This is a genomic window from Paenibacillus sp. BGI2013 (assembly GCF_002843485.1).
Taxonomy (GTDB): domain Bacteria; phylum Bacillota; class Bacilli; order Paenibacillales; family Paenibacillaceae; genus Paenibacillus; species Paenibacillus amylolyticus.
The window spans coordinates 584,391-598,784 of sequence record NZ_PJFA01000003.1; the positions used below are offsets into that span (position 1 = coordinate 584,391).

The 14,394-nt window shown below is 42.2% G+C and carries 11 protein-coding genes; 10 read left to right on the forward strand and 1 reads right to left on the reverse strand.

Features of this window, described 5'->3' with window-relative positions; genetic code table 11:
* The first annotated feature begins 30 nt into the window (after positions 1–30).
* From CXK86_RS10045 to CXK86_RS10070, 6 genes are all read left to right on the forward strand, one after another.
* Entirely contained in the window at positions 31–336 is a 306-nt protein-coding gene (locus CXK86_RS10045) for a hypothetical protein (protein WP_076250104.1), read from the forward strand.
* Positions 337–560: 224 nt separating this feature from the next.
* The gene (licT, locus tag CXK86_RS10050) at positions 561–1,400 is read left to right on the forward strand and encodes a BglG family transcription antiterminator LicT (RefSeq protein ID WP_036613486.1); all 840 of its coding nucleotides are present in this window, start codon (positions 561–563) and stop codon (positions 1,398–1,400) included.
* Between the two features lie 167 nt (positions 1,401–1,567).
* A complete protein-coding gene (locus CXK86_RS10055) occupies positions 1,568–3,505 on the forward strand; it encodes a beta-glucoside-specific PTS transporter subunit IIABC (protein WP_076250105.1) in 1,938 nt (645 codons plus the stop codon).
* Between the two features lie 445 nt (positions 3,506–3,950).
* On the forward strand, positions 3,951–5,864 hold the full coding sequence (locus tag CXK86_RS10060) for a beta-glucoside-specific PTS transporter subunit IIABC (RefSeq protein WP_076250107.1): 1,914 nt from the start codon (positions 3,951–3,953) through the stop codon (positions 5,862–5,864).
* Between the two features lie 34 nt (positions 5,865–5,898).
* Positions 5,899–7,341, forward strand: coding sequence for a 6-phospho-beta-glucosidase (locus tag CXK86_RS10065; RefSeq protein ID WP_076250109.1), 1,443 nt, complete (start codon positions 5,899–5,901; stop codon positions 7,339–7,341).
* A 314-nt stretch (positions 7,342–7,655) separates the two neighbouring features.
* Positions 7,656–8,054, forward strand: coding sequence for a RidA family protein (locus CXK86_RS10070; RefSeq protein WP_076250110.1), 399 nt, complete (start codon positions 7,656–7,658; stop codon positions 8,052–8,054).
* Positions 8,055–8,175: 121 nt separating this feature from the next.
* Here the strand turns inward: CXK86_RS10070 and CXK86_RS10075 are convergent, their stop codons facing one another.
* Positions 8,176–9,333, reverse strand: a complete 1,158-nt coding sequence (locus CXK86_RS10075) for a S8 family peptidase (RefSeq protein WP_076250112.1) — start codon at positions 9,331–9,333, stop codon at positions 8,176–8,178.
* Positions 9,334–9,554: 221 nt separating this feature from the next.
* On the opposite strand from CXK86_RS10075, the gene CXK86_RS10080 reads away from it, so the two are divergent.
* The 4 genes from CXK86_RS10080 to fabD all read left to right on the forward strand — a co-directional run bounded on the left by CXK86_RS10080 (position 9,555) and on the right by fabD (position 14,129).
* On the forward strand, positions 9,555–10,076 hold the full coding sequence (locus CXK86_RS10080; RefSeq protein ID WP_083684390.1) for a GNAT family N-acetyltransferase: 522 nt from the start codon (positions 9,555–9,557) through the stop codon (positions 10,074–10,076).
* 116 nt (positions 10,077–10,192) lie between these two features.
* Entirely contained in the window at positions 10,193–11,053 is an 861-nt protein-coding gene (locus CXK86_RS10085) for a Cof-type HAD-IIB family hydrolase (protein ID WP_179087837.1), read from the forward strand.
* 172 nt (positions 11,054–11,225) lie between these two features.
* Entirely contained in the window at positions 11,226–12,491 is a 1,266-nt protein-coding gene (locus CXK86_RS10090; RefSeq protein ID WP_101313663.1) for a YncE family protein, read from the forward strand.
* A 432-nt stretch (positions 12,492–12,923) separates the two neighbouring features.
* Entirely contained in the window at positions 12,924–14,129 is a 1,206-nt protein-coding gene (gene fabD, locus CXK86_RS10095; protein WP_101313664.1) for an ACP S-malonyltransferase, read from the forward strand.
* Positions 14,130–14,394 lie beyond the last annotated feature (265 nt).

Consider the following 14,394-nt stretch of genomic DNA (forward strand, 5'->3'; position numbering starts at 1 on the left):
AGATACTTTATATGAGAGGGGCATTACATCATGTACTTTGTTTTATTTTTGCTCATAGGACTTGTTTTATGTTATCTGATCCCATTTGGTCCAATAGTGGCTGGGGGCATTATTTTTGCACTTGTTGTAGATCAATACCGTCAGACGATACATATGCGTGAAGATATCCGAGACATCAAGAATCATCTGGGGTTAATGAACAAAGGCGAGGCGCAAGAGTACGAGTTGGATAAAGAATACACTCAAGTTGATCGTTTGGATTCAGAAGAAATGAACATGATTAATCGAAGAATTGAAGCTGAACTGGAGAAAGAAAGCAAAAACAATAAACCGTGAATTCCTGTAAAATAATTCTTGATTTGCTCACTCCTGTGAGTATATTTACCTAGATCAGGAGTCATGCTAATTCGATATTAACTTTTTGTTGCACTGTGTAGAAATTTGTAATATTATGAGGGAAGCGCGTACAACATATCGGGTTGTAACTGTTGAATCAGGCAAAGCCGTATACCTTGAGAAAAGGGATTGGTTTGTCTTTTTCTGTATATTGGAGTGATAAAGTGAAAATCGAGAAGGTGCTGAACAATAATGCTGTAGTTGCAATGAATGACGAACAGGAAGTTATTATCATTGGCCGGGGGATTGCTTATCAGAAGCGGGCGGGTGATATGGTTTCCGAGCAGCATATCGACAAGATATTTACTTTACAGAATGAAGATATTCAGGAAAACTTCAAGGCATTAATCTCAAGCATTCCTCTGGAATACATGAAAGTATCCGAGGAAATCATCGCTTACGCCAAATTAAAACTTGGCAAGAAATTAAATGAGAGCATTTACTTACATCTCACAGACCATATTCACTTTGCCATTGAGCGGTATCGCAAGAATCTGCCCATACGCAACGGTTTAATCTGGGAGACGAAGCAGTTATACAAAGAGGAATATGAAGTCGGAATGGAAGCGCTCAATATGATCTGTGATCAGTTTGGTGTGATCTTGCCCGAGGACGAAGCCGGTTTTATGGCACTTCACTTTGTTAATGCAGCTTTGAACGAGGAAATGCCCAACATCAAGAGTATGACGCAGGTCATGCAGGAAATCTTGACAATCATCAAGTATCATTTCAAGATTGATTTTGATGAGAACTCACTGACATTTTATCGCTTTGTGACGCATTTGAAGTTTTTCGCCCAACGTTTGGTGAAGGGAAAACATTACAAGAGCAACAACGATGATGAATTGTTCCTGATGATTCAGAAAAAGTATCCAGCAGCGCACAAGTGCTCGGAGAAAATCAAGAAATTCATTGAAAGCAACTACACGTATCAACTAACTGACGAAGAATTGATGTACTTAACGATTCATATTGAGAGAGTTGTGAATGCAACTTCTGAATAATCCCATAGATCAGCTTGCAGGGTTGCAACCACTAGGGCAAAACCTGAACGCTTGAATGACTGAACATACCGTTAACCGGGTGTTCCATACATTCAGATGTTCAGGTTTTTTTATTCTCTCCAATATGCTTTGAATCCGTGTCTAGCCAGAAAGGAAGAAAAGACTTCATGAAACACGAGCAATTAGCCAAAGACATTCTGTCTGGCGTTGGTGGAAAACAGAACATTAACAGCGTGGTGCACTGTGCGACCAGACTTCGTTTCAAATTAAAAAATGACAATAATGCCAAAACAGACGAACTCAAAAATCTGCCTGGAATCATAACGGTAATGCAAAGCGGGGGGCAATACCAGGTAGTTGTGGGTAACGAAGTGTCTGATGTTTATAAAGCCTTGTTACAGGTGAGTAATATGAATGCGGACGAACCGGTCTCAAGTGATGATTCAGAATCTTCCGGTAAAAAAGAGAGTCTCTTGGGTCAGTTTATCGACTTGATCTCAGGTGTCTTTACACCAATTCTCGGATTGCTAGCTGCAACAGGGATGATCAAAGGTTTCCTGTCCATGTTTACTTCTCTCGAATGGTTGGACCCGTCTTCAGGAACATATCAATTGTTGAATGCGGCAGGTGACTGTCTATTCTACTTCTTCCCGATCTTCCTGGGTTACACAGCTATGAAAAAATTCGGTGGATCTCCATTCCTCGGGATGGCCATCGGAGCATCACTTGTATATCCGACCTTATCCGGTCTTAGTGGTGGGGAACCGCTCTATACGCTGTTTGCAGGCACATTGTTTGAATCACCGATTCATATCACGTTCCTGGGTATTCCCGTTATCTTGATGAGTTATTCCTCATCCGTCATTCCGATTATTATTGCTGCTTATTTTGGAGCAAAGGTAGAAGCGTTCTTCAAAAAGATCATTCCATCTGTTGTGAGAACGTTCCTCACGCCATTCTTTACGATTCTGATTGTTGTACCTGTAACATTCCTCTTGATTGGTCCAATCGCAACATGGGCAAGTCAGCTGATTGGTGCCGGGGTATCGGGCATCTATGACTTGAGTCCGTTGGTAACCGGTATTGTTGTTGGTGGATTGTGGCAAGTGTTGGTGATCTTCGGGTTACACTGGGGTATCGTACCAATTATGCTGCTGAATCTGTCCACACTGAAAGCAGACCCGATTCTGGCTATGATGTTTGCTGCTTCCTTTGCTCAGATTGGTGGCGTTCTTGGCGTTATGCTTAAAACGAAAAATACCAAACTCAAATCACTGGGTGTTCCTGCCTTTGTGTCCGGGATTTTTGGTGTAACTGAGCCTGCTATTTATGGTCTTACTTTGCCATTGAAGAAACCATTTATTATGAGTTGTATTGCTTCTGCAACCGCTGGTGGTATTATTGGCTTCGCTGGCTCCAAAATGTTTGTATTTGCTTCAGGAATCTTTGGTGTTCCAGCGCTGATTAGTCCCACAGAGGGAGTCAACTATGAATTCTGGATGGCCATGATTGCCACTATCATTGCTTTTGTACTAGGTTTTGTTCTCGTTTATTTTGTAGGATTCAAAGATCCTGCTAATCCAGAGGCTGCCAAACAGGCTCCAGAGCCAGTAAAAGAAGAGAAGGCTGCACTTGAGCCTAATCCAAACAATCGCTACGAAATTGCCAGCCCGATGACGGGTGAGGTGGTTCCTTTGCAAGAAATTAATGATGCTACATTTGCTGGTGAACATATGGGTAAAGGGATCGCTATTCGCCCAACCAGTGGGAGAGTTGTATCCCCGATTAATGGTGTGGTACAGACGATTTATCGTACCAAACATGCAATTGGTCTTGTAGATGATCAAGGTGTAGAGATTTTGATCCATATCGGTCAGGATACGGTACAACTCAAAGGTCAACATTTCACTGCACATGTGAAAGATGGAGATCGTGTGAGTGTTGGCGATCTGATCGTTGAATTCGATCTGCAGGCCATTATTGAGGCGGGATATGAGACCGTAACACCGATTATTGTAACTAATACGGCTGATTATTTGGACGTGGTTGCTACAACAAGTCGTGAAGTGCAAGAAAAGGATAAATTGGTTACGGTTATTGGTTAATTCTGCTTTAGTGCGTATTTTATTAATCTGAGCATTAGCTCTATAGAGACCACTTTGAAGTTTTCGAAGTGGTCTCTGTTTTTCATTTTCGGTCACTCAAATGTATTTGTGAAATTAATAAAAATAAGTGTTGCAAACGTAGTTCAGATGTACTATGATGAGTTCAAGAAGTAAGCGCATACATCAATCGGATTGTAACTGTTCAATCAGGCAATGCCGACCATCCTCAGTTCAGAGGGTATGGAATGTAACTTACTTTCGTTATCCAAATAATTAAATACCAATGTGTACAGCCTTACAGGGTTGCAACCGTTAAGGGCAAAACCTGAATTGCTGAATAACACGACTGATTTCCGGACGATCCGGTATGTTGTGTATGTTCAGTGGTTCAGGTTTTATTTGTTTCAAAAGTCATGGGGAGTCTACTTAGAGAGGGAGAATTACAATGAGCAACTACGATCAATTAGCTAAGGACATTCTGTCACGTGTAGGTGGTCGCGAGAACGTAAACAGTGTATTCCATTGCGTAACAAGACTGCGGTTCAAACTAAAAAATGAAAGCGTAGCCAAAACGGAAGAACTTAAAAATCTGCCAGGTGTTATTACCGTCATGCAAAGTGGTGGACAATATCAAGTTGTTATCGGCAACGAAGTGCCGGATGTATATAAAGCAGTTGTTAAAGTAGGGAATTTCCCAAGTGAAGGACAAATGGAAGAGGAAACTGACAACTCAGGCAAAAAAGTAGGGTTGTTCAGCCGATTTATCGATATGATCTCCGGTGTGTTCACACCGTTACTCGGTTTGCTGGCTGCCACAGGTATGATCAAAGGTTTCACAGCCATGTTTTTATCCTTTGGATGGATTACAGACACTTCTGGAACGTACCAACTGTTGAATGCAACGGGTGACTGTCTGTTCTACTTCTTCCCGATCTTCCTTGGTTACACGGCAATCAAGAAATTTGGCGGTTCACCATTCCTGGGTATGGCGATAGGTGCTTCATTAGTTTATCCTACGCTGTCCGGCCTGACTGCTGGAGATCCATTGTACACCCTGTTTGCAGGTACGTTAATTGAATCACCGATTCACATTACGTTCCTGGGTATTCCAGTTATTCTGATGAGTTATTCAACATCGGTTATTCCAATCATTATTGCTACATTCTTCGCTGTTAAAATTGAAAGATTCTTTAAAAATATTATTCCTAAAGTCGTTAGCACGTTCCTTGTTCCATTCTTTACTTTGCTCGTTATCGTTCCGGCAACATTCATTCTGATTGGTCCAGTATCCACTTGGGCAGGACAGTTGATTGGTGCAGGAGCAACAGGCATCTACGATTTAAGTCCAGTTGTTACAGGTTTGATTATCGGTGGTTTGTGGCAAGTGTTTGTACTGTTTGGGCTCCACTGGGGACTCGTACCAGTCATGCTTCTTAACTTGAGTACTTCTGGGGCTGATCCGGTAATTGCCATGTCTTTCGCTGCTTCCTTTGCCCAAATTGGTGCTGTACTTGCGGTTATACTGAAAACCAAAAATACGAAATTGAAATCTTTAGGTATTCCGGCCTTCATCTCTGGGATCTTCGGTGTAACGGAGCCAGCAATTTACGGTCTGACACTTCCACTGAAAAAACCGTTTATCATGAGCTGTATTGCAGGTGGTATCGGTGGCGGTATCTTGGGATTGGCCGGTTCAAAATTATACATCTTTGGTGGACTGGGTGTGTTCGGTTTCCCAAGCTTCATTAATAAGGCAACAGGCGTTGATTCCGGATTCTATATGGCTCTGGTTGCATGTGGTATCGCGTTCATCCTTGGTTTTATTCTGACATACGTGGTTGGATTTAAAGACAAAGTAGAAGCTACACCAGCTCCAGCACCAGTACTTGATCCAAATCCGAACAGCAGATACGAAATCGTCAGCCCAATGGCTGGTGAAGTTGTTGCACTGAACGAAATTAATGACGTAACGTTTGCAGGAGAGCACATGGGTAAAGGGATTGCAATTCGTCCAACCAGTGGTAGAGTGGTATCTCCAATCACAGGTGTTGTTCAAACCGTATATCGTACCAAACACGCCATTGGTCTTGTTAGCGATGATGGTGTAGAGATGCTGATCCATATTGGACAGGATACGGTCAAACTGAAAGGTCAACATTTTACAACCCATGTGAAAGATGGAGACCGTGTTAACGCAGGTGACCTGATTGTTGAGTTTGATCTGCAAGCCATTAAGGATGCAGGGTATGAGACGGTTACACCGATCATTGTGACTAATACTTCAAATTATCTGGACGTTGTAGGAACAAAAGATGCATCCGTTCATGAGAAAGATAAATTGATCACGGTATTAAGCTAATTCAAACTAAGGCTGGTTAAGGAGGAACTCCTCAATGAATGAAAAGTTTACAGCCTTCCCGGAGAATTTTCTCTGGGGAGGAGCAACCGCAGCGAATCAATTGGAAGGTGCTTATCTGGAAGGTGGCAAAGGTTTAACAACGGTAGATCTGATTCCGATTGGTGCCAATCGATGGAATATTGCTCTGGGTAACCTGGATTCGTATGAACCAAAAACAGGGGAATTCTATCCTTCACATGAAGCCATTGACTTCTATCATCGATATAAGGAAGATATTGCGTTATTTGCAGAAATGGGATTTAAGTGCCTCAGGCTTTCCATAGCCTGGGCACGGATTTTCCCTAATGGTGATGAAGCGGAGCCAAACGAAGCAGGCTTGCAATTTTATGATGATGTCTTTGATGAGTTATTAAAATACAACATTGAACCTGTCGTGACGATCTGCCATTTCGATGTACCTGTACATCTGGTCGAGACTTACGGCGGGTGGAAGAACCGCAAGATGATTGGTTTCTTTGAGAAATATGGGACGACGCTATTCAATCGATACAAGAATAAAGTGAAATACTGGATGACGTTTAATGAGATCAACATGTTGCTGCATCTTCCGTATATTGGAGCGGGCATTGTCCTTCAGGATGGTGAAAACAAAGATCAGATTCTGTATCAGGCAGCACATCATGAATTGGTAGCGAGTGCACTTGCTGTTAAGGCTTGTCATGAGATCATTCCGGATGCACAGATTGGATGTATGTTAGCCGCTGGAATGGTGTATCCATACAGCTCTAACCCGGATGACGTATGGAAGGCTATGGAGAAAGATCGTGAATCGTTCTTCTTCATCGACGTACAATCGAAGGGAGCATATCCGGGTTATACGAAAAGATTTTTCAGAGAAAATGACATTTGGATTGACATGCAACCGGAAGACGCAGAGATCTTGATGCAGAACACGGTCGATTATATCGGTTTTAGCTATTATGCAAGCCGGTGCACCAGTACGGACCCTGAGATTTTGAAAGATTCGACAGAAGGCAATGTATTTGGTTCAGTAAAGAACCCTTATCTGCAAGCTTCCGAGTGGGGGTGGACCATTGATCCTAAGGGGCTTCGAATTACGCTTAATCAACTGCATGACCGCTATGGCAAACCTTTGTTTATCGTAGAAAATGGACTTGGAGCAACCGATGTGTTGTTAGACAATGACTCCGTTGAAGATGACTATCGCATCGAATATTTGAATAGTCATTTTGCCGAAATGGCTGAAGCGATTCAAGACGGTGTAGAGCTCATAGGTTACACAAGCTGGGGACCGATTGACCTGGTCAGTGCGGGTACCGGAGAGATGAAGAAACGTTATGGCTATATCTATGTAGACCGAAATAATGATGGTACGGGCACACTTCGCAGAGTGAAAAAGAAGAGTTTTCACTGGTACAAAGATGTCATTGCGAGTAATGGCGCACAATATTTCTGATACAAGGGGTCCAACGCTATAGAATAAACAAAGAGCAGTCTCGTTATTACGGGATTGCTCTTTGTCTATGAGGGGATGAATTTGACCCTTGATGTGGCTTTCAGATATAATAAAGAAATGAAGAGAATCTTGTCACTTAAGAAGGGAGGAGCATCCACTCATGAAGAAAAAATCACTTGCGTTTATATCTTCGGGATATGGATACTCCACTGCTGTCTTTTTCTAGAATCTATTCCAAGGGTGAAGTCTGCCCAAAATCGGAATAAAACTAGGAAATAACGCAGAAAAATCTTAAGAATGATGAGGTAATCCAAATGAATATTGACAAAATTACTAGAAAAAATCCAGAAAATATGCCAGCTCCTGTAGGTCAGTACACGCATATTACAAGAATCCCGAGAAATGCAGAGTTATTTGTGACTTCGGGTCAAATTGGAGCAGATCGCAATGGACTTTTTCCAGAGAGTCTGAATGAGCAAGTCACGAATACATTTAATAATATTAAAACAGTGCTCGAATCTGAGCGCTTAGATGCTGAACATATTATCAAAGTGAACGTATGGGCAACCGAGGAAATCGATTGGGATTTCTTATATGCCGAGTGGGGACAATTATTTAGTACGGATTATCCTGCAATGACGATTGGATACATTACAGCGTTAGGTCTACCAGAGATAAAAATTGAAATAGAGCTTTGGGCAGCAAAAGTGTAACATCGAATACTTTTTAACCAAACGAAGGAGCATCTTACTTACAGATGCCCCTTCGTTTTTTTATTTGTGTAAAAATGGAAAGGATATGCCCTGTGTGCAATCATGAGCAATAGTAGGTGTATTATGGCACCTGCAAGCTCTGATAAGCATTCAGTCGACCATATGTCCAGTAGATCCCGGAGCCTGATACCGGATCAGAAGCGAAACACAGCGCGTCCCGAATTTGAGCATTTGTTTTCCCTTGTGCAGCGAGAAGTGCAGCCACTCCAGCCACATGAGGGGCAGCCATGGATGTCCCGCTAAGGTAGGCATAGGAACCACCCAGGTATGTGGAAAGAATGGTATCACCCGGTGCAGCCATATCCACCCAGGAACCATAGTTGGAGAAATTGGATTTGAGATCGGAAGGGTTGGTTGAAGCGACAGCAATCACATTGGGATACGATGCGGGTACGATTGGGAATGAAGTGTTGTCGTTACCGGCTGCGGCAATAATCACAGTTCCTCGATCCCAAGCATACTGTACGGCAGCTTGAAGGAAAGCATTCCCCATCGGCCCACCAAGGCTCAGGTTAACAACCTGTACACCGTTGTTGGCAGCAAAGACAAGCCCGTTACCTACATTACCTATCGTTCCTTGCCCCTTGTTATCCAGTACCCGGAGCGGAACGATGGATGCGAGTGGAGCAGCGCCTGCGATGCCCACTCCATTGTTGGTAACGGAGGCAGCGATCCCGGCTACATGGGTGCCGTGGCCGTTCCCGTCCTCAGGGATGTTATCATAATCAACATAATCATAACCGGGGAGGAGCTTGGAGGCCAATTCTGGATGGTTTAGCTGTACACCGGTGTCGATAATGGCGATTTTGACAGAGTTGTTACTCTGAGTAATATCCCATGCAGCGGGTGCATTGATTTTGGACAGGTTATACTGATAAGGAAAGAAAGGGTCATTAGGAGTGAAGGAAGCCTCAACGAGGTAATTCGGCTCTGCATGTTCAATAAGCTCATGATCTTTGTAATGTTTCAGCATCCGGTGCATTTTTTTGCGGGATTCCACACGGTACCATCCTAAATCTTCATAGGTCTCAGCGACCTTACATCTCCCTTTTTTGTGAAGGGTATGCATCTCATCCTCGGTTGTACCTTCCTTGAATTTGACGAAGAGCTGCTTGGGAGCGTGCGGATGAAACTTGCTCTCGGCAAGTTGGTCCAGATAACGATACATGAACCCGATTACTAGCAAAATGAAAACAAAAACACCTAACCATAACCACATGAGCGTTTATCCCTCCAATATGATTTGTGACACGCCTTATCGTATGCGAACTCTATCAGACTGCGCGGGCACTCTTGCAATTTGGATAGTAGTGTAGATAGATTGATAGGAAGGGATAAATTCGGTAAGATGATATGAAGAGAACCACTTTGGCATGAACAAGATTTAAGGCAGGGCCGAGAGGTAACTCCTAAATACAGAGGATAAGGAATGTGGTTTTATTGACACAACTTCAGAGTATACCGACAGTCACACCAGTTCAGGCACACCAGATTCATGACGCCATTGATTTTGCCATGCGTGTACGCAGAGAAGTGTTTCCGATGATGGATCATACGAAATTGCCTGTGGACTTCGAGCAGTTCAGAGAACATTATCTGCACTCCGATGGTTCGATCTTTCTTGTTGCAATGATGGAGGATGCGGGCATCGTCGGTTCTATTGGAATATTACCTTATGATGGACGCATCGAAGCTGTGGAAGGTCGATATGCAGCTCGATCGGCTGCCGAAATAGTAAAATGTTATGTAGATCCCGCGTATCGTAGGTTTGGCATTGGCTCGATGTTGATGAACGAACTGGAGAGCGTGGTAAAGGATATGCACTATACGACGCTGTATTTGCATACACATCGCTTCTTGGCAGGAGCCGTAGATTTCTGGAAACGCCAAGGGTTTACGGTTATTGCTGAGCAGGATGATGACTGGCAAACCGTACATATGGACAAGTTGGCATGTAAGTAACCATTGTAACAGAACCGAAATTCTGACCACATTTTGGAAAAATTGATTGATGATACTATAACTCTTGTATACAACAACATAGACATATACGAGATACATGATGGGGGCATAAGAAGATGCAAGAAATGAAGCGAAAAATTGTTTTTATTGATATTGATGGCACATTGGTCGACGATGACGGAAGTATTCCGTTGTCAGCACAGAAGGCTTGTAAACAGGCCAGAGAGAACGGACATCTGCTCTATTTATGTACAGGCCGATCCAAAGCAGAAATTTATGATTCCATCTGGGATGTCGGATTCGATGGTCTGATTGGTGCAGGTGGGGGTTATGTGGAGTTTGGCAAGGACGTGTTATATCACAAAAGGGTAACAGCGGAAGATGTTCGACATATGGTCGATTTTTTCAATGAAAACGGCATTGACTTTTACCTTGAATCTAATTCGGCATTGTATGCGAGTAGCAATCTTCAACCTCACCTGGAACGCCGTATCTATGGTGATGTGGAGAATGACCCTGTAGCCAGAGAGAAGAAGGAACTGAAACCGCACCCGTTTATTGCCGGATTAACGTATGGAGAGGCCGACCTGTATAAGGATGATGTGAATAAGGTATGTTTCTTGGAGAGCTCAGCCATCCCGTTTGAGCGGATCAAGCAAGAGTTTGAAGGGAAATTCGAAGTCATTCAGTGCACTGTGCCGATCTTTGGTGAAGGAAGTGGTGAACTGATGATCCCTGGCATTCACAAAGCCATTGCAATCGCCGATCTGCTGAATCATCTGGGCATGTCCCAAGAAGATACATTTGCCATCGGTGATGGCATGAATGATGCCGAGATGTTGGAATTTTGTAACACCGGAATTGCCATGGGTAATGCAAAGCCAGGTCTGAAAGCCATTGCAGATGATATTACTGGAACAGTAGAGGAAGATGGATTGTATCATAGTTTTGTGAAGTATGGATTGATTGAGGGATAAAGAAATGAGGCAATCTGGAAAACAGTTAATACGTACACCCTTTGTCCCAAACCTTATTTTAGACCCTGCATATATTATTGCAGGGTCTTTTTTTGGTTTAAACAGATCAATTTATATTTTTACAAAAGGATTCTAATCAAACCATAACATCTAAGTGAAGGAGAGAATCGAAATGGCCATTCTATCAACCGGACCTATCGAGAATAATGCCGTCAGTGATGTACGGCCAACACAACAAGTTACCGTTAAAATTGATAACAGGAATTCTCTGGATGGATCCGTTGTTTTGATACAAGGGTATAATCTGACCTCTACGAGGACTTTATATGTCAGCGAGCAGATTTCAATTGATCCGGATCAGGTAGTGACAAGAACTTATTTTGCCAATCTTGATGCATTTGAATTTGTCTTTACAGTTGAAGGTGTAGCTATAGAGCAGACGGAGATTTCCGTGTGGGGCAAAAATGAAACCGGCCAGCTTGTTGCTGCACATCGATTAGTTTCTTCCGAACTTGAAATAGAGGGGGATAATACGTCAGTCAACCGCATATATGTAGCCAATTTTAATAGTAACGATGTTTCCGTCATTAATGGCGCTACGAATACGGTGATTGCTACGATACCTGTGGGGACGAATCCTGCAGGGATTGATGTCAATCCATTAACGAGTCGTATTTATGTCGCAAACAGAAGCAGTAATACCATTTCCGTCATTAATGGTGTAACCAACGCGGTAATTGCTTCTATTCCGGTTGGGAATGAGTCAGGGGACGTAGGGGTCAATATAGCAACCAATGCCGTTTATACGGCAAATTTTAATTCATTGGATACAACTGAAGATGTAACCGTTATTGATGGATTAACCAACACGGTGATTGATGCGATCACTATTCCTGGACTCAATTTTTTAACGGGTATAGGCATCAATTCCTTAACCAATCGGATCTATGCAGTTAATTTTAATTCTGATACTGTCTCTGTAATCGATGGAGTAACCAATACAGTGATTGCTACAATCCCCGTTCAGGTTAATCCATTCCGTGTAGGGGTCAATCCAGCCACCAACCGTATTTATGTATCGAATTTTACCAGTAATACGGTTTCCGTTATTGATGGATTGACGAATTCCGTCATTGATACCATTCCAGTCGGCGTTACGCCAGCTGAAGTAGCGGTTAATACCTCCACAAACGCCATTTACGTACCCAATCGAGACACGGATAATGTTTCAGTAATTAGTGGACTAACCAATACGGTGATTGCAACTGTTCCTGTCGGAATTAATCCAAACGGAGCGGGCGCCAATCCGTTAACCAATCGAGTTTATATAAGCAATCAAGATGACAATACCATTTCTGTGATCGATGGCGAAACAAATACGGTGATTGCTACTATTCCGGTGGGGGCACGTCCGTTCGCAGTAGGTGTAAATCCGTAGAAAGGTGAGGGGGTTCGGATGAAAGAAGTTATAACGGCATCAGACTTAATGGAGCAGCTGATCACCATGAACAAAGAAAATTCTGTATGCCAAGTTAGGATTCCAGGTAAGGAGAATCGTGAGTCTTGAATGATCAGATCAGAATGGAACAGGCATCTTCTCATTGGAGGTGTCTATTTTATTTGCATAGTACTCAGACTACAGACAAGATCCAGTAAAGAACAGCACTAAATGTTCCAACACAAAGGCCAACAAGGAGCCAAAAAAGAACCACGAATTTTTTTTCGTTCATAGAAATAGATGGCCCTCCTTTTGACTTTATTATTGCATAACTCCTAATGAAAGTTTATTATAAATTTTGCAAACAAGGAATTTATTGGTTTTGATTGTCGAAGTGCATGAAATATAAAGTTGATACATGGAGGATGCTGGATGAGTAATGTAGCTCTGTTGTTTCCTGGACAAGGTTCTCAGATGGTTGGGATGGGTAGAGACTTTTGGAATAACTTTGATGTGGCTAAGAAGTTATTTGAAGAAGCCAGTGATGCCATTTCTTTCGATTTGAGAAAGTTATGTTTTGAAGGTAGCATGGATGATTTGACAATGACGATGAATGCTCAGCCTGCACTTTTGACTGTTAGTGTCATAGCATATCAGGTGTATATGCAAGAAATAGGGATGGAACCCGCTTATTTGGCTGGGCATAGTTTGGGAGAATATTCGGCTCTGGTCTGCGCAGGTGTTCTATCATTTCATGACGCCATTAAACTGGTAAGACAACGGGGTATCATTATGCACAATGCAGACCCGGATCAGAAAGGTACCATGGCCGCCATTTCAGGTATTCATTTAGATACACTTCAAAACATATGTGAACAAGTTTCCACGATCGAGCGCCCTGCTTGTGTGGCTTGTGTGAACGCTAACCAGCAGTTTGTCATTTCGGGACATCGGCACTCTATACAAGAAATTATTAAAAGGACAGAAACCCTGAGAACGAAACATTCGTATATCAATGTAAGTGGTCCCTATCATTCTCCCATGATGCAAACCGCAGCAGAACAATTCAAAGTTGAATTGGATCAATATCAATATGCCCATGCAAAATACCCGGTTATTTCCAACGTTACAGCAGCACCCTATGAGTCTGATCGATCTGTCGTGGATTATTTAAACATGCAGATGACGATGCCTGTAAGATGGTTAGAGTCGATGAACTATTTGATTAAACAGGGAGTCACTGAAGTTATAGAGTTGGGTTCTAAACATGTGTTAGTTAGTCTTATGAGTAAAATAACGAAGCGTATTGTACCGTACTCGCTAAGTCAGCCTTCTGATTTACTAATGCTTACAAATACACAAGAAAGGAAAAATAAGCGGTTAACGATTCGTAAAAAGTTGTTATCAGAACTAATAGTAACCGCACTCATTTCAAGGAATTATAATACAGATTCAATATCCTATACCCAAACGGTTGAGCCATTGTTTCACCAATTACAACGGGCAAAGGAACAAGTAAACAACAATGAATATGAACTTAGTGAAGAAGAGATAAATGATGCTCTACAGGTATGTCATTCCATTATTATAGCAAAAAATATTCCATTGGATGGAACCGCGTTGATTGATGCAATCTAGTACTCGATCTGTGCTTTTGCAAGATCTATATTACAGCAACAGACTGCCTTTTTATAAGGTAGTCTTTTTGTCCTTTAATGCATCTGAACTTGTTGAAGCTTCAGATATTTGGTAATAAATATGTCAATAACCCACAAATCAATCTCTATTTTTTACCATATAGTAACAATAAACTGATTGATTTTACATATATTTCTATGGTAAAATTTTGCTTGAAATATGTGTAAATAATTAGATAAGCATGTTAGAGATGATTCATTTGGAG

What these genes read in the sequence shown, in the direction of transcription:
- CXK86_RS10045 (WP_076250104.1), top strand. Translation starts at nt 31, where the DNA reads ATGTACTTTGTTTTATTTTTGCTCATAGGACTTGTTTTATGTTATCTG.
- CXK86_RS10055 (WP_076250105.1), top strand. Translation starts at nt 1,568, where the DNA reads ATGAAACACGAGCAATTAGCCAAAGACATTCTGTCTGGCGTTGGTGGA.
- CXK86_RS10060 (WP_076250107.1), top strand. Translation starts at nt 3,951, where the DNA reads ATGAGCAACTACGATCAATTAGCTAAGGACATTCTGTCACGTGTAGGT.
- CXK86_RS10065 (WP_076250109.1), top strand. Translation starts at nt 5,899, where the DNA reads ATGAATGAAAAGTTTACAGCCTTCCCGGAGAATTTTCTCTGGGGAGGA.
- CXK86_RS10070 (WP_076250110.1), top strand. Translation starts at nt 7,656, where the DNA reads ATGAATATTGACAAAATTACTAGAAAAAATCCAGAAAATATGCCAGCT.
- CXK86_RS10075 (WP_076250112.1), bottom strand. Translation starts at nt 9,333, where the DNA reads ATGTGGTTATGGTTAGGTGTTTTTGTTTTCATTTTGCTAGTAATCGGG.
- CXK86_RS10085 (WP_179087837.1), top strand. Translation starts at nt 10,193, where the DNA reads ATGCAAGAAATGAAGCGAAAAATTGTTTTTATTGATATTGATGGCACA.
- CXK86_RS10090 (WP_101313663.1), top strand. Translation starts at nt 11,226, where the DNA reads ATGGCCATTCTATCAACCGGACCTATCGAGAATAATGCCGTCAGTGAT.
- fabD (WP_101313664.1), top strand. Translation starts at nt 12,924, where the DNA reads ATGAGTAATGTAGCTCTGTTGTTTCCTGGACAAGGTTCTCAGATGGTT.